Source organism: Brevundimonas sp. UYEF29 (genome assembly GCF_040546195.1).
Classification (GTDB): Bacteria; Pseudomonadota; Alphaproteobacteria; order Caulobacterales; family Caulobacteraceae; genus Brevundimonas; species Brevundimonas huaxiensis.
Window position 1 is genome coordinate 1 of sequence record NZ_JBEPNH010000008.1, and the last position, 15,464, is coordinate 15,464.

Consider the following 15,464-nt stretch of genomic DNA (forward strand, 5'->3'; position numbering starts at 1 on the left):
TGCTCTTCCGTGAATCTCGCTCGTTTCATTCCGTCCGTCCTTTCAAGGGCCGGACTCTAGCTCCGCGTGGAGGAAATTCTCAGGGGCACGTCATCTGGGGTTCAGCGGGCGTGAATAGCGCACGGCTCCCAAGAACGCGTAGTTCAAAGCTGGACCGAGATTTTCAATGGAGGAGAAATTCTCGCTCCGATACTCCAGTGATACATCCAGACTTTCGCGGCCGGGGAATGTCCGGAGTTCCCGATAGGCTCTGTGCTGGCCACGTAGCGCGAAACCACTGCCGCCTTGATCACGCCGACTGACCGCAAGATCAAAGGCCGTCAGCCCCCAGATGCTGCCGTACAGGGCCTCTGCGCCGATCAGGGCTGCGTCCTTTGTCGCCTGAATATTACCGCCCATAGTAATTTGCTCGGAAATGCCGCGGCGATAGAACCCGGAAACGACGGGGTCGTCCTCAAGATATTCGATACGACCATCTTGGCGCGGCGCTCGAATGCCGGCGGAAAGGTAGAATTCGTCCACCCCTGGCGCCAGCAATGTGGTGTCGCTGAAGAAGTCGAAACTGATGATCTCGCGCGCGCCAGAAGGTCCTTCTATCACCAATTCAACGGCGTTTGCGCCCTGCGTCAGCGGAAGGTCACGCAGGTCATAGGTGCCTGGGCTGAGCGTCAGCGTGCGCGCCGTCAGGCCGTTGATACGGATTTCAACAGTCGAGGGTTCGCGGATGGTTATAGTGCGCGATGAGCGTGTTACGGCCAAGCGATCACCACCGGTCAAACTGTACAGGCGGGCCACGCTGACACCCGCGATGTCGCTGGCGCTCTGAAATGACGCCCCCTCAGGTACAAGGTCACCTGCGGTCCAGCGCAGCGCTTTTTCGGGTTGATCAAAGATCAAGCGCGATGCGTTGCGTTGAAACGATCGGTCAGCGTCTGGATCGACCGTTGCATAGTTCTCAAACGCGATTTTTCCGACCGTGCCCATGAACTCCAGGTCAAAGCGCGGAGCCTGAAACCCCTGTTCTCGCGCGCTGGTGGCCTTATGTAGATAGTCAAGCGAAGCTCGATAGTTCAGATAGGCCGCCACAGGAGCCGGCTCGTCTGTAACTGGTGGTGAAAACTGCTCAGAATCGAAACCTAGAGTGAGGCTTTGACGACGCCGTGCGTCCAGCGGGATCGCCACGGCCAAGTCTAGCAGGCCGGTGTCGAACGTCAGTTCAAAGCCGACAGTACTCGCCGCTTCCGGCGTGATGAAGCCGTCGCTGTCGGCCGTGGCGGTCAAGGCCTGCGCAGCCTCCGGCGTTATCATGCGTGAAAGCAGAGGTACGAGGTCGGAGCCGCGCACATGCACCAAATTGTCCGGGCCCAAGAGTACAGATACCTGCCCCAATGGGCCGCGTTCACGGACCGGCACGACCAACTCGACGATCTGAGGCTGCCGCGAGGCGCGATCCTGCGGATGCAAAACCACTACCGCTTCGGTGGGCACGTTCGACAGGTTGGACGCGCTGACATGTGGGGCGATGGCGATCATCACGATCGTTGTTATCGCCGTCGCTCCTTTCCCCCCCCAGGATGGCCATGTCAGCCTCGTGTGATGCGCGGGATGTCGGCCGTAACCGTCAGGTCACCCGTTTCTGGCACGGAGGGCAGCGGCAGAAACATCCAGCGTTTGCCTTTGGCGCGGACCAAGCCGAGGGCGCCCGGGCGGCGATCGGAGGGCTGGACGCGGCCGAGCGCGACGGTCTGGCGCGGCGCGAGGTCAGCGAGGTGGTGCGGGGCGTGGCGCTGAACCCCGATCACACGACCATCGAGGTGAGGGAGGACGCGGGGCGACTGCGGGTCGTCGTGGTCTATGACGCCAGGGACAGCCTGATCATGGCGCTGGGCGGGATGCTGCCGCGTCCGCCGTCCGTCATTCGGCGCTCGGCGGTCATCCATGTGGGCGACTACTGATGAGCGCCCGGGCGCCTTGTCTGCGGCTCCGGTTCGGCGCCGATCGGCGCGGGGCGGTGGCGGTGATCGCGGCGGTCGCGGGGGGGCTGTTGTGCCTGTTTACGGCGGCGGTGATCGACCTGGGCGTTCTGGTGCTGCACACCCGTCGGGTTCAGGGGGCGGCGGATCTCGCGGCGCTGTCGGCGGTGCGAAACCTGGCGCAGGGCGAGGGCGCAGTCTCGCGCGCGGCCCAGGAGACGGTCGAGGCCAATGTCGCGCCCGACATCTCGGTCACGGTGGCGACGGCGCTGGGCGTCTACACGCCCGATCCGGCCAAGGCGCGCAATGACCGGTTCATGACGGGCGGCGTGAAGCCGAACGCCGCGCGGGTCGAGATCACCAGCCGCGCGCCGATGTTCTTCACGCCGCTGTTGCTGGGTCGCGATCAGGTGCGGGTCACTCGCCGGGCCACGGCGACGACGGGCGGCGCGACGCCCAGGGCCATGATCTCGATCGGGTCGCGCCTGGCGCGGCTGGACGGCGGCGTGGCCAATCAGGTGCTCGGCGGCCTGACCGGGTCCAAGGTGTCGCTCAGCGTCATGGACTATCGTCGTCTGATCGATCTGGACATCAATCTGCTGGGGTTCACCGACGCCCTGGCGACCGATCTGGGCGTCGAGGTCGGCGACTACGACCGGCTTCTGGCGACCCAGGTCGACGCCGGCCGTGCGCTGAGGGTGCTGGAGCGGGTGGCGGGCGGCCAGGACGGCGGGGCGCTGGGCAAGCTGGCCTCGGCCTCGGTTGGCACGAAGGTCCGGCTGGGCGACCTGATCGGACTGGAGGCGCGATCACCGGACGGGATCCGCGAAGGGCTGGACGCGTCTGTGTCGGCCATGGATCTGGTCATGGCCATGCTGGAGGTCGGGGGCGGGGATCGCCAGGTCGCGCTGAACCTAGGCGTGCCGGCAGGGCTGGCCGATCTGAAGACCAGCCTGGCGATCGGCGAACGGCCCAATCGCTCGCCCTGGCTGACGGTGACTGCCGACGGCCAGCCGATCATCCGCACGGCCCAGGCCCGGCTCTATGTGCGGGCCAGGATGGCGCAATCCCTGTCGGGTCTGGCGCGGGTCGAACTGCCGATCCTGATCGAACTGGCGGCGTCCGAGGCGCGGCTGAAGTCGCTGTCCTGCGATCCGGCGCACGCGGTCGAGGTCGATGTGCGGCCAGGCCTGGCGCGCGCGTCGATCGGTGTGGTGGACGAGGCCAGGCTGGGCGACTTCAAGACCCCGCTGGCGCCCCAGCGCGCGACCCTGCTTTCGGTCTTGGGTCTGGTCAGCATCACCGGCAAGGCGGATGTCGAGGCGGCGGACGCCGGTTTCAGGCCGCTGAGGTTCGACGCGGGCGACATCGACGATCAGCGCACCAAGACCATGGCCTCACGCGGCTTCGCCAGCGGGGCGGTGGCCAGCCTGCTGGCGCGGCTGGAGGTGGATGTGAACGTGATCGGCCTGGGCCTGGGAATCGGCGACCTGACCAGGGCCCTAGGGCGGCTGCTGGAGCCGCTGGGGCCGGTGCTGGACGGCGCGCTCAATCCCGTGCTGGACCTGTTGGGCCTGAAGCTGGGCGAGGCCGATGTGACGGTCCACAGCCTGTCTTGCCCGACGCCGGGGCGCGCGACCCCGCGTCTGGTCGGCTGACCCTTAGCCGCGGGCGGGCCGCAGGCCTTCGGCCGAGGCCTGCTGCATGGCCGGACGCTTTTGACCGCCCGAGGCGATGATGCGGTCGATGCGGGCCTTTTCGGCGCGGAAGGCGGTCAGGTCGGCGCCGGCCAGTTCGGTGCCTTCCTGGGTGCGCACGCCGGCGGGATTGATCCGCTGGCCGCCACGCCACAGCTCATAGTGAAGGTGCGGACCGGTAGAGGCGCCGGTCGAACCGACATAGGCGACAATCTGACCCTGGCTGACCCGCTGGCCGGCGCGGATGCCCGAGCCGTAACGCGACAGGTGTCCGTAGCCGCTTTCCAGACCGTTGTTGTGGCGGATGCGCAGCCAGTTGCCATAACCTCCCCAGCGCCGCGCCTCGACCACCACGCCGTCAGCGGGAGCCACGACCGGCGTGCCGGTTCCGGCGGCGAAGTCGATGCCCTGGTGCATCTTCTTGTAGCCCGAGATCGGGTGGGTGCGGAAACCGAAGCCCGAGGACACACGGCGGAAGTTCTGCAGCGGCGTGCGCATCATGGCGGAACGCAGGTTCTTGCCGTTCGAATCGAAGAACTGGGCCTCTTTCGCGCCGGCGGGCTTGAAGCGATAGAAGGTCACGCCGCGCAGTTCGGCGTACATCAGGTCGCCCACGTCCACGGTGCGGCCGGCCTCGGTCACTTCACGGTCGAAGACCATGGTGAACTCGTCGGAGGCGCGAATGTCGCGCTGCATGTCGAACTTGGTGGCGAACAGACGGCTGGCCGAGCGGACGATGGAGGCGGTGGCGCCCAGTTCACGCGCGCTGGCGGACAGGCTGCGCTCGACATCGCCCTTCAGGACGACGGTCTCGTGGGTGACTTTTTCTTCCAGCGAACGCAGGCGCAGGGCGCCGTCGAAGCTGCGCGATACGGTCAGCTGCGACGCCGGGCCGGTGCGCATGGTCAGGCCGATCAGCCGGGCGTCGCCCCGGCCGTTGCGCGGTTTGGCGATGGCGGTTTCGAACTTCAGTCCGGCGCGCAGATCGGCCAGATCGAAGGCGTTGGCGACGGTGGCGGCGACGGCGCTGGCTTCTTCGGGGGCGACGCCGGTGCGGCGCACGGCCTGCTCGAAGGTTTCGCCGCGGCGGATCTGGACGTTGACGGCCTCGGGCGCGGTCAGGCCGGCGGGCGCGTTGGCGGCGGCGAAGGCCTTGGCTTCCATGGCCGCCATCTGGGCCGAGGTCAGGGCGGGAACTTCTTCGGCCTGAGCGGGTTGATAGGCTCGACCAGCGAGCATCGCCACCGAGATTGCAGCCGCCGCCGTGAGCATGTGCGGCGCGAGCCGCGTCGGCTGGCGGCGTGGGTCGAACTGAGCCATCGGTCCCCGTCGTATTGCGACGCCTTCGGCGCCAAAGCTTACTCGTTCTCGAAGATCGCGCCGTATCGCCCGTGGCGCGAAGGCGGTCCTATACCGCGCTTGTCTCATTTTGGAAAGCAGACCGTTACAAACGGTTAACGTGCGTCAGCCAAAGCTCGACGATGCAGGGATCCCGACCGGCCGATTCGCCGTTATCTGGCCCAGCTTGACCGGCAGGAGACGGGCGCCGAAGACCGACCGTCATGCTTTGATCTTGTGCTGGGGACAAGGATGACCAAGGTGGACGGCCCGCTGTTTCAATCACGCGATCGATCCGTTTGACCGACACACCGTCCAAGCCCAAGCCAAAGCCGCAGGCCAAGACCCGTCGCATCCTGCGCGCTGTCGCCGTCGGGGTTCTGATCCTGGCGCTGCTGATAGGCGTCGTCGCGGCTCTGATCTACCTCAATCGCCGCGCTGTGGCGCGCAATGTCCTGGTGGGCTGGCTGGACCAGCGCGGGATTCCGGCCGATGTCGAGGTGGAGCGGATCGAGATCGACGGCTTCGTCGGTCGCATCCGCATCGGCGATCCCGACAATCCCGATGTCGTGGTCGAGCGGGCCGAGGTCGATTACGCCGTCGCCCTGCCGTGGTCCAAGTCGGGCCTGGGCGTCACCCCCAGCCGCATCCGCCTGGTTCGACCTGTCGTCCGGGCCAGCTGGAAGGGTGGAAAGCTGTCGTTCGGCTCGCTGGACCCGCTGATCAAGGAGTTCACCGGCGGGCCGCCGCGACCGGACTCACGCGGGCCCCTGGTCATCGTCGAGAGCGGCCGCGGGCGGTTGAATACGGAATACGGGCCGGTCGACCTGCTGTCTGACGCCCGGATCGACGACGGCAAGCTGATGCGGCTGGCGGCGCGGCTGCCGAAGGCCGCGCTGAAGAGCGGCGAGACGCAGGCTCAGGGCCTGACCGGCCTGCTGGACCTGACCACAACCGGCGACCGGATGGCGATCAAGCTGTCGGCCGCCGCCGACAGCTTCACCACACCGGCGGCCCGAGGGCAGGGGGCTGCGCTGACGCTGACCGGCGATCTGCCCTATCCGGATCTGAAGGCGCGGCGCGGCGACGGCCGGGCGGTTCTGGACGCCCGCCTGACGGGCGAGCAGCTGGGAACCTCGACGCTCAGCGCCCGCAGCGCCGATGTCGCCGCGCGGTTCGACGGCGCCGTCTCCGGCTGGATCGAAACCTTCCGGCTGGACGGCGAAGTCACCACCGCGCTGAAGGCGGCGGCCGTCGAGGGCGCAGACCTGCGCATCGCCGATGTCGCCGCGATGGCGACGCGCGGCAAGCTGACCGTGTCGCGCGACGACGCCGTGCGCTGGCGCGTGCAGGGGCCGCTGGCCCTGACCGCCGGTTCGGGACGGACGGGTCAGACGACGATCGGCGGACTGTCGTTGACGTCGCGCGACCTGGCCTTGGGCGGCAAGGACGCGGCCTTCGAGGCGACTGGGCCGTTGAGCGCGACCTTCGACCGTTTCGGTTTCGGCGACCTGGCGCTGAAGCGCGGTCGCGCCGATGTGGACCTGGACGTGGTCAGCGACGGCGGGGTTCAGATCGCGGCGAACGGATCGCTGCGCGCCGCCGAAGGGGCCTGGCCCCTGTTCGGCGCGGTCGGCCCTGACGACATCGTCGAGCTGGCCGAGATGAAGCGCGCGCTGGGACGCTTCGCCCTGAACGCGCCCGCCATCCGCTTCGCCACGGGCGCGGCCGGCACGACCGTCGCCCTGTCGCGTCCTGTGACCCTGACGCCCGCAAACGGCGGCGTCCTGACGGTGGCTCAAGGTCAGGGTCAGGGTCAGGGGGGCGCCTATCAGGCCGAGCCGGGGCGGCTGGGCGGCGGGGCGTTGACCCTGACCGCCACGCGCGGCAAGGGCCTGCCGGAAATGTCCGTCGCGGTGCCGAACTGGCGCCTGACCGAGGGCGGGTTCGAAGCGACGCTGGACGGTCGCGCCCGACTGGATTTCGACCTGGCGCGCGGCATCGACGCCCGGACGCGCGGCGTCCTGGCCATGAACGCCGGCCGGCTGACCTATGCGACATCAGACTGCGTCGACCTGACCGTCGAGCGGCTGGAGCTTGACGAGAACGATGTCCATCAGGTCGCCGGCAAACTGTGTCCCCAGGGCGGTCCGCTATTGACGTCCAAGGACGGCGTCTGGCGCGGCGCGGGCGGGTTCAGTCAGGTGTCGGCCCAGGCGCCCTTCCTCGGAATGCGGTTCGCCGACGCCGCGGGCCGTGTCACCGTCGACGGGACCAAGGCGGGCATTGGCCTGACCGCCAATGTGGCCGCCGCCCGCGTCATCGACGCCCTGACGCCGGAACGGTTCGAACCGCTTTCGGCCACAGGATCTGCGACCCTGGCGGCCGAACGGTGGAGCGGCGCCTTCGATTTGAAGGGCACGGGCGCGGCGGCCGCCTATGGTCTCGGCCGACTGACCCTGGCGCACGACGGTCGCACCGGATCGGGCGGCATCGTCATCACTGCCCCGAACGTGACCTTCGCCGAGCATGGGCTTCAGCCGGCGATGCTCAGCCCGCTCGCCGCCGACTTCCTGCAGTCGCCGGTCGAGGGCGCCGTCAGCTTCGACGGCCGCTTCGACTGGACCAAGGACGCCGAACCGACCTCCAGCGGCCATCTGGTCACGCCTGGCCTGGATTTCGTCAGTCCGGTCGGGGCCGTGAAGGGGCTGCGCGGCGACATCGTCTTCAGCAGCCTGACACCCCTGATCACCGCCCCGAACCAGAAGCTGACGGCCGACAGCCTGGCCGTCGGCACGGCGGTCACGGCGCTGGATGTGACCTTCTCGATCAATGAGGCCGGGGTGCTGATCGACGGCGCCCAGGTCGTCGCCGGCGGCGGGACCGTCTCAGTCGAGCCCTTCACCGTCCCGCTGGACGCGACCCAGCCCTACAGCGGCGTGATCGTGCTGGACCGGGTGCAGCTTGGCGATATTGTCGCCGACACCGGCTTTGACGACAAGGTTCAGCTGGACGCCGTCGTCTCGGGCCGCCTGCCCTTCATCATGGACCCCAAGCGCGGGCTCAAGATCACCGCCGGCAAGCTGGAGGCCGTGCAGCCGGGCCGCCTGTCGATCAAGCGGGACGTCCTGACCGACGTCGCCGCCAGCGGCGGGGGCGGCGAGGTGTCGGAAAACGTCGTCGAGGACCTGGCCTATCAGGCGATGGAAAACCTGTCCTTCGATCAGCTCAGCGCCGATGTGAACAGCCTGGACGGCGGGCGTCTGGCGGTCCTGTTCCATATTCGCGGCCGCCACGATCCGCCCAAACGCCAGGAGCTTCGCCTGACGATCGGCGAACTGATCAGCCGCCAGTTCCTGAACCGCAAACTGCCGCTGCCGTCCAACACCCAGATCGACCTGACGCTGGACACGACCCTGAACGCCAACCAGCTGATCTCGGATCTGCTGGCCGTCAATCGCGCCCGTCAGGGTCAGCAGGAGGCGACGCCCGCGCCCGTCCCGGCGCCCATTCCCGCGTCTGGCGATTGAACTTCACCATTCAGCGCGCGTTCATTGGGCGGCGTGCTATTAGAGACATCACCCTCGGCCGAACCGGAGCCCATGTCATGATCCACAAGCGCCAACTGGCCGGCCTCGGTTTGGGAGCCGTCGTCGTCGCTCTCGCGGCCTGCGCCCCGACCATCCGTCTCGAGGTCGCGCCGATCCAGATCTACGCCAAGCTGAACGCCGACGTGCGCGTTCGTCTGGACCAGGAGCTGCAGCAGCTGTTGCAGCAGAACCCCAACCTCTTCTGATTTCCCGCTTCTCTCTGAAAGGGACAGGCTGACATGACCTTCCGCAAACTCTTCGTCATCGGCGCCGCCCTCGCGGCCCTGGGCGTCGCGGGCGCCGCCCTCGCCCAGACCAGCGCCCAGAAGGCGCAGATCGACCAGGCCAAGGCCGCCGGCGTCGTGGGCGAACAGGCCGACGGTTATCTGGGCTTCCGCACCCCGACCTCGGACGCCAGCCTGCGCGCCGCCGTGGACGCCACCAATTCCGGCCGCCGCGCCGCCTACGCCCGCAGCGCCGCCGACGCCGGCACCTCGGCGGATGTCGCCGGCGCCCGGATGTTTGAGGCCCAGTTGCTGCCCCGCATCTCCTCAGGCCAATGGTACCGCAACGCCCAGGGCCAGTGGGTCCAGCGCTAAGGCAAAAAAGACCGTCACCCTCGGGCTTGTCCCGAGGGTCCACGGCGGGTCAGGCACGATCTGCGAGGCCTCAAGCCTTCTCGGACAGCCCACCCGTCCTATTGTGCGAAAAGAAACGCGGCCTTTTCAGTTCATTAGGCCGCTGGATCGTCATCTTCCTTCGCGCGACCCCAGACCGGGTTATGATGCCGGCCCGGTCTTTGAAATCGCCATCCGCACGACTTGGACTCGTTGGGCTGTTTTTCGGAGTCCAACTTCACTGAGGGAATTGCACTTTCTTATAGGGGTGCAATTAAACGCCGAGTTTTATTCCATCAAAAACAATATGCTGACGTGAGATTGCACGCATTGCACCCTTTTTCGTCGGGGTGCAATTCCGCCGCCGTCGCCCGATTAGGCCGCCGCGCGCCGATCCAGCAGCGCGGGCAGCAACAGCCCCTCCGCCAGCGCCCTGACCACCGGGACGGCTACCGCATCGCCCATCAGCTTCAGCGCCGCACTTTCGCTCGACGGCAACCGATAGTCGTCAGACACGCCCATCAGCCGCGCGGCCTCGCGCCCGGTCAGACGCCGAACCCGCGCCAAGCCCCGATCGCACACCACCACATATTGCCGCGACGAGCCGCCGGCCGGCGTCCTCAGGCATCCGGCCAGACCATCGAACCGGATTTCCAGCCGCTGGACCTTGCGGCCGTTCTCGGTCCGCACCCGGCGATAGGCGGCGCCGACGCAGCGCTGGCCAGACGCCAGGGCCGACGCGATCCGGGCGCGGTGCAGCGGCGCGGTCAGGGCCAGGATGGCGTCCGCATCATCTAGCCAGCAGACGGCGTCGTCGGGCTCCAGCATGGCCGCCAGGTCCAGATTGCGCTGCGACGGCGCAGGCAGCGACCACCACGCCCAGGCCGCCTTCACCGCCTCGGGCAGCCGCGCGTGGGCGGCGACCAGACGCGCTGAATGGAAGGGCTGGGTCGGACCGGCCGCGCGCGGGGCCTCGCCCTGACTGGCCACGACGAAAAGACGCGGGCGCGACTGGGGCAGCCAATGGGCGGCGTCCATCTCCAGCGCGCCGACCGTATAGCCCGCCTCGACCATCGCCGTGCAGACGGCCGCGAAATCTCGCCCCACTTCGGTCCCGGGCCCTGAGGTCAGCAGGCCGATGACGTTCTCCAGCACGATCACGCGCGGGCCGCGTCCCTCGGCCGCCAGCCCCTGCATCAGCCGCCAGAAGCCCCAGAAGGCGCCGGACCGCCCAGCCTCCAGCCCGCGGCGCGCGCCTGCCAAGCTGACATCCTGACAGGGCGACGAGGCCCAGGCCATGTCCGGCCGCCCCGGCAGATCGTCGACGGTCAGGCTCCAGACATCGCCCTGACGAAACGGGGTATGCGGATGATTGGCTTTGAAGGCGCGCGCCTTGGCCGCGTCCATGTCGTTGGCGAAGACGGTGTCGATGCCGGCGGCGGACAGTCCCAGCCCCGCCAGACCGCCCCCGGCGAAGAACTCGAATGCGGTGGGGCGAATCGACATGGGATCAGCATAACCCAGCCGCGCCCCTTGACCGAGGGCGGCGGGGACCTCACCTGCGCCCGAACCAAAAGGAGCCGTCATGCGCCTCATTCCGCTCGCCGCCGCCCCGTTCGCCATCGCCCCAATTGTCATCGCCCTTGCCGGCCTCTCGCTCAGCGCCTGTTACGACCGCGAGGAGTCCAAGCCCAAGCCGGCGCCGCAGCCCCAGGCCGCCGTCACCCTGGGCGGCGTCGATCTGGGCCAGCCGGTGCGGGCGCTGGGGACCGAACCCTTCTGGGGCGTGGAGATCACGCCGGACGCCCTGATCTACACCCGCGTCGATCAGCCGACCCAGCGCGCGCCGAACCATGGCGCGACGGTCCAGGGCACGGTCGCAACCTTCGCCAGCTCGACCAATCTGAACAAGGCGCTGAACGTCGTGCTGATCGCCACCGAATGTTCGGATGGCATGAGCGACCGAACCTATCCGCTGACGGCCAAGGTCGAGATCGGCGACGACGAACTGACCGGCTGCGCGGCGCCCGCGTCGATGCTGACCACCCAGCCCGCGCCCTAGCGCGTGATCGTTTCGGATCGGGGCGCAACGCGGCCCCGTCCGAAGCGTGAATCATGCGCTCAAAGAGAGCGTCACCACCATTCGGCGTCGCGCAGCATCCGGGCGTAGCGGCGGCTGACCGGGGCCGACAGGCCGCCGTCCAGCGTCAGGGTCGCGCGCCCGTCGCCGCGTTCGACGGCGCGCACCGCCTCACGCGCCACCCACCAGCTGCGGTGCGTCTGGGCGCCCTCCAGCCCCTCCAGCTCTTCCACCGCGTCGGACAGCCGCATCAGGATCAGGTCCGATCCCCGGTCGGTGTGGATGCGCAGATAATGGTCCTCGGCCTGCACCGCTCGGATCGTCGCGCCTTTCAGCTTGATCGGCAGACGGTCCAGAAACCGAACCGGGCGGGACGCTGTCTCGGGCGGCGCCGCATGGGTCTGGACCGGCACGGCCCGCCCCAGAAAGACGTTCAACGTCGTCACCGCCGCCGTGATGACCACGACGGGCACGACCAGTTCCGGCAGCACCGCCAGCGGATAGAGTCTCTGGGCGAAGAACAGGCCCGTCGCCGCCCAGACCAGCACGCACAGCGGCCCGGTGATGATTACGACCATGACCGCGATGCTCAGCCACGGCCGCTCGTCCGAATCCAGAAATCGGCTGACCACGACGCCGCACAGATGCCCCCACAGTCCGCCCAGCACCATGACCAGCACCCAATAGGCCAGCCGCACGGGCAGCGACGCGCCTGCGCTGCCGAAGGCGCCGGTCACCGCCAGAAAGACGCCTGCCAAAACGGCGACGATGAGACCGCGCAAAAAGGTGCGGCGGCGGTCGGCGGCAGGGGCGGTCATCGGGGCTTTCACGGTCGGAAGATCGCGCCTTGAAACCACGATTTTCGGCCGGGCGAAAGTCGGGCGCGCGATAGCGCCCCGGCGTGACCGATCAGCCCTGGCGCGGGGTCATTCCCGCCACGGCGCGGAAACCGGCCGCCGCGAACCGGACCATATAGTCGCCGGCCGTCTCAAGATCGCCGGACCGCGCCCGCCCGTTCGACAGCCGGTCCAGCCGCCCCGTCTCGCCCAGCGTCAGGGTCAGGGCGCCCGACAGATTGTGATAGCCCCAGTACAGATCGACCTCGCTGGCGCCCGGCAGCACCTTGGCGATCAGCTCGATCAGCCGGTGGATGGCCGGGTCGAAATAGCGCGCCATCGTCTCGCCGCCGAAGCTGGGGTTGGCGTTGGTCTGGGCCACCAGGGCGGAATAGTGTTTCCAGCCCGGTCCGCCCTTCAACGACCATTCGAACGGCGGCCGCAGGAAGGCTTCCAGCAAGCCCTCCAGCGTCATGTCGTCGCCCGCCGTCTCGGCATAGCGATCAATGGCGGCGACACGGTCGTCGTTCCAGACCTCGGCCCGGCGCAGGAAGACCGCGTCGAACAGCTCGCGCTTGGCCCCGAAATAGTAGTGAACCAGGGCCGTATCGACGCCCGCCTCGCGCGCCACCTCGCGGATGGTGACGCCGTAGAAGCCGTGTTTGGAAAACAGGTCCTCGGCCGCATCCAGGATCAGATCACGCGTCTCGCCCGCCGCCTTGGCCTCGGTCTTGGGCGGCCGGCCGCGCCGCGCCGGGGCAGCACCCGCCGCCTTGCGGCGCGCGGCGACGGGGCGGGGAAGGGTGGCGGCGTCCGGCTTGCTCATCCGGCAAGGCTAGGCGCACGACCGCGACGGTGCAACGGCGCCACGGTCGGCGAGCCAAGTGACGCTGCGTCAGTCCAGTGTTTGACAGACGGCCGAAACCGGGTAGGTTCCGTGAAAATCATTGAACGCTGAATAAAAGCGTCCATCGGGCTGGAAACGACAAAGGGGTCTAGGATCATGAACCGTCATGTGAAGTGCGCGCTGCTGGCCGGCGCGGCGTGGGGCGTGCTTGCGGGGGCCACGGTCGCCCAGGACGCGGAGGCCGCAGCCCAGGCGGCGAATGCAGATCAGAGCGCGGCGACCGTCGACGACATCGTCGTCACCGCCCGCCGGCGCGACGAGCAGCTGAAGGACGTGCCGATCGCCGTCTCGGCGCTCAGCGCTGAACGGCTCGAACAGACGGGCGCCGTCAACATCACGGCTCTGCAGCAGCAGACGCCGAACGCCACGGTCCAGATCGCGCGCGGCTCCAACTCCACCCTGATCAGCTTCATCCGCGGCGTCGGCCAGCAGGATCCGCTCTGGGGCTTTGAGCCGGGCGTGGGTCTATACGTCGACGACGTCTATGTCGCCCGTCCTCAGGGCGCGGTACTGGACATCTTCGACATCTCGCGTATCGAGGTGCTGCGCGGACCGCAGGGCACTCTGTACGGCCGCAACACCATCGGCGGCGCGATCAAGTACGTCACCAAACGTCTGGGGCAGGACCCCAGCCTGACCGCCCGCGCCGAGGTCGGCGCCTATAACGAGCACAACTTCCTGCTGTCGGGCTCGGTGCCGGTTGGCCAGACCTTCGCCATCGGCGGCGCCGTCGCCACCTACAATCACGACGGCTACGGCAAGAATCTGAACACGGGTCAGGACCAGTACGACAAGGACGTCACCGCCTATCGCGCCAGCGCGGAATGGACGCCCAACGACAAACTGTTCTTCCGCCTGGCCTGGGACCGGGTCGAAGACAACTCCAGCCCCCGCCACGGCCACCGCGAGGTCACCTCGACCGATGGCCTGTGGCGCGCACCGGCCGGCAAATACGACACCTACGCCGGCATCACCGGCGAACAGAAGGTCGTGACCGAGGGCGTGGCCCTGACCGGCGAATACCGGGTCAACGACATGCTGACCCTCAAGTCGATCTCGGCCTATCGTTCGGGCGACACGGCCACCATCATCGACTTCGACCAGACGCCGAACCCGACCCTGGATGTGCCGGCTATCTACGCCGACCATCAGTTCAGCCAGGAGTTTCAGGCCCTATTCACCGGCGAGCGCTGGTCCGGCGTGGCCGGCGTCTATTATCTGGACGGCACGTCGTCAGGCGTCTTCGACACCATCGCCGGCAACCTGGGCCTGTCGATTGCAGCGGCGGGATCGGTGGACACCAAGTCCTTCTCGATCTTTGGCGACTTCAGCTATGATCTGACCGATCGTCTGCACCTGTCGCTGGGCGGCCGTTACACCCGCGACGACAAGGACGCCGCCGTCCTGCGCCAGTTCTATCTCGGCGCCACGCGCAGCCCGCTGACCGGCGGCACGCCGCGCGCGGTCTTTGCGACCCGCACCAACTATACGGCCTCGGACACCTTTGAGAAGTTCACGCCGCGCGCCAGCATCTCGTACGATTTCAGCGACGAGATGACCGGCTACGCCTCCGTCAGCCAGGGCTTCAAGTCGGGCGGCTGGGACATGCGCGGCGACGCCGCCCTGGTGCCCCAGACGGTCAACGGCTATCAGCCCGAGACGGTCACCACCTATGAAGTCGGCCTGAAGGGCTCGGCCTTCGACCGCCGCATGAACTTCGCCTCGGCGATCTTCTATTCGGACTACAAGGACCAGCAGATCACGACCCAGCAGGTGGCCACGCCGCCCGCCGTCGGCATCGCCTCGGTCGTCGACAACGCCGGCGCCTCGACCATCTACGGCTTCGAGCTGGAAGGCTCGGCCTATCTGACCAGCGACATCACCGCCAACTTCTCGGTCGGCTATCTGAAGAACGAGTTCGACGAGTTCATCACCCGCATCACCGGCACCCCGGTCGATATCTCGAACACGCGCGAGCCGCAGAACTCGCCGGAATGGTCGGCCTATTACGGCATGACCTGGCGCGGCGACATCCTGGGTGGTGAAATCCGCGTCACCCCGTCGCTGTCCTACCGTTCGGACTACCACCTGTTCGACACCCCCGATCCCATCCTGGATCAGAAGGGTTACGTCCTGGCCGACGCCAGCGTGGTCTGGACGGCGCCGAGCAAGCGCTGGGAGGTCGGCCTGTTCGGTCGCAACCTGACCGACGTTCGCTACAAGGTCGGCGGCTACAGCTTCCCGGGCGCGACCTACAACAACTCGATCAGCGCCTTCTACGGCCCGCCGACCACCTATTCGGCGCGCCTGACCTATCGCTTCTGATCTCCATTCCTAACGCCTGACGACGAGGGGCGGCGGTCTCCGGGCCGCCGCCCCTTTTCGCTCCGCCAGGCCTATTTTGCACAGGGCGGACTTGCGGCTAG

General features: G+C 67.8%; 12 protein-coding genes. 7 read left to right on the top strand and 5 right to left on the bottom strand.

Features of this window, described 5'->3' with window-relative positions; genetic code table 11:
* Positions 1–90: 90 nt before the first annotated feature.
* Positions 91–1,533, bottom strand: a complete 1,443-nt coding sequence (locus ABIB58_RS12430; protein ID WP_354041229.1) for a fimbria/pilus outer membrane usher protein — start codon at positions 1,531–1,533, stop codon at positions 91–93.
* Between the two features lie 47 nt (positions 1,534–1,580).
* On the opposite strand from ABIB58_RS12430, the gene ABIB58_RS12435 reads away from it, so the two are divergent.
* Positions 1,581–1,955 (top strand): hypothetical protein, encoded by a 375-nt coding sequence (locus ABIB58_RS12435; RefSeq protein ID WP_354041231.1) that lies wholly within the window; start codon positions 1,581–1,583, stop codon positions 1,953–1,955.
* A complete protein-coding gene (locus ABIB58_RS12440; protein ID WP_354041233.1) occupies positions 1,955–3,631 on the top strand; it encodes a TadG family pilus assembly protein in 1,677 nt (558 codons plus the stop codon). The genes ABIB58_RS12435 and ABIB58_RS12440 overlap by 1 nt, the downstream gene beginning before the upstream one ends.
* Positions 3,632–3,634: 3 nt before the next feature.
* Here ABIB58_RS12440 and ABIB58_RS12445 read toward each other — a convergent pair whose 3' ends face one another.
* Positions 3,635–4,990, bottom strand: a complete 1,356-nt coding sequence (locus tag ABIB58_RS12445; RefSeq protein WP_039245764.1) for a M23 family metallopeptidase — start codon at positions 4,988–4,990, stop codon at positions 3,635–3,637.
* 317 nt (positions 4,991–5,307) lie between these two features.
* Here ABIB58_RS12445 and ABIB58_RS12450 point away from each other — a divergent pair, with 317 nt between their 5' ends.
* The 3 genes from ABIB58_RS12450 to ABIB58_RS12460 all read left to right on the top strand — a co-directional run bounded on the left by ABIB58_RS12450 (position 5,308) and on the right by ABIB58_RS12460 (position 9,197).
* On the top strand, positions 5,308–8,538 hold the full coding sequence (locus tag ABIB58_RS12450) for an intermembrane phospholipid transport protein YdbH family protein (RefSeq protein ID WP_354041236.1): 3,231 nt from the start codon (positions 5,308–5,310) through the stop codon (positions 8,536–8,538).
* A gap of 77 nt (positions 8,539–8,615) precedes the next feature.
* On the top strand, positions 8,616–8,804 hold the full coding sequence (locus tag ABIB58_RS12455; protein ID WP_045809466.1) for a YnbE family lipoprotein: 189 nt from the start codon (positions 8,616–8,618) through the stop codon (positions 8,802–8,804).
* A gap of 33 nt (positions 8,805–8,837) precedes the next feature.
* The gene (locus ABIB58_RS12460) at positions 8,838–9,197 is read left to right on the top strand and encodes a DUF1318 domain-containing protein (protein WP_045809467.1); all 360 of its coding nucleotides are present in this window, start codon (positions 8,838–8,840) and stop codon (positions 9,195–9,197) included.
* 393 nt (positions 9,198–9,590) lie between these two features.
* Here ABIB58_RS12460 and ABIB58_RS12465 read toward each other — a convergent pair whose 3' ends face one another.
* Entirely contained in the window at positions 9,591–10,721 is a 1,131-nt protein-coding gene (locus tag ABIB58_RS12465) for a DNA cytosine methyltransferase (protein ID WP_045809468.1), read from the bottom strand.
* Positions 10,722–10,800: 79 nt separating this feature from the next.
* Between ABIB58_RS12465 and ABIB58_RS12470 the strand changes: the two genes are divergently transcribed.
* A complete protein-coding gene (locus tag ABIB58_RS12470) occupies positions 10,801–11,277 on the top strand; it encodes a COG3650 family protein (RefSeq protein WP_045809469.1) in 477 nt (158 codons plus the stop codon).
* Between the two features lie 71 nt (positions 11,278–11,348).
* Here the strand turns inward: ABIB58_RS12470 and ABIB58_RS12475 are convergent, their stop codons facing one another.
* The gene (locus tag ABIB58_RS12475) at positions 11,349–12,113 is read right to left on the bottom strand and encodes a LytTR family DNA-binding domain-containing protein (RefSeq protein ID WP_045809470.1); all 765 of its coding nucleotides are present in this window, start codon (positions 12,111–12,113) and stop codon (positions 11,349–11,351) included.
* Positions 12,114–12,204: 91 nt separating this feature from the next.
* Positions 12,205–12,957, bottom strand: coding sequence for a TetR/AcrR family transcriptional regulator (locus ABIB58_RS12480; protein WP_354041240.1), 753 nt, complete (start codon positions 12,955–12,957; stop codon positions 12,205–12,207).
* 177 nt (positions 12,958–13,134) lie between these two features.
* Between ABIB58_RS12480 and ABIB58_RS12485 the strand changes: the two genes are divergently transcribed.
* A complete protein-coding gene (locus ABIB58_RS12485) occupies positions 13,135–15,363 on the top strand; it encodes a TonB-dependent receptor (protein WP_045809472.1) in 2,229 nt (742 codons plus the stop codon).
* Positions 15,364–15,464: the final 101 nt, after the last annotated feature.

Bases quoted from the DNA above. Each gene is read 5' to 3' on its own strand.
- ABIB58_RS12430 (WP_354041229.1), bottom strand. From the start codon at position 1,533: ATGATCGCCATCGCCCCACATGTCAGCGCGTCCAACCTGTCGAACGTG.
- ABIB58_RS12480 (WP_354041240.1), bottom strand. From the start codon at position 12,957: ATGAGCAAGCCGGACGCCGCCACCCTTCCCCGCCCCGTCGCCGCGCGC.
- ABIB58_RS12470 (WP_045809469.1), top strand. From the start codon at position 10,801: ATGCGCCTCATTCCGCTCGCCGCCGCCCCGTTCGCCATCGCCCCAATT.
- ABIB58_RS12485 (WP_045809472.1), top strand. From the start codon at position 13,135: ATGAACCGTCATGTGAAGTGCGCGCTGCTGGCCGGCGCGGCGTGGGGC.
- ABIB58_RS12465 (WP_045809468.1), bottom strand. From the start codon at position 10,721: ATGTCGATTCGCCCCACCGCATTCGAGTTCTTCGCCGGGGGCGGTCTG.
- ABIB58_RS12475 (WP_045809470.1), bottom strand. From the start codon at position 12,113: ATGACCGCCCCTGCCGCCGACCGCCGCCGCACCTTTTTGCGCGGTCTC.
- ABIB58_RS12445 (WP_039245764.1), bottom strand. From the start codon at position 4,990: ATGGCTCAGTTCGACCCACGCCGCCAGCCGACGCGGCTCGCGCCGCAC.
- ABIB58_RS12460 (WP_045809467.1), top strand. From the start codon at position 8,838: ATGACCTTCCGCAAACTCTTCGTCATCGGCGCCGCCCTCGCGGCCCTG.
- ABIB58_RS12435 (WP_354041231.1), top strand. From the start codon at position 1,581: ATGTCAGCCTCGTGTGATGCGCGGGATGTCGGCCGTAACCGTCAGGTC.
- ABIB58_RS12440 (WP_354041233.1), top strand. From the start codon at position 1,955: ATGAGCGCCCGGGCGCCTTGTCTGCGGCTCCGGTTCGGCGCCGATCGG.
- ABIB58_RS12455 (WP_045809466.1), top strand. From the start codon at position 8,616: ATGATCCACAAGCGCCAACTGGCCGGCCTCGGTTTGGGAGCCGTCGTC.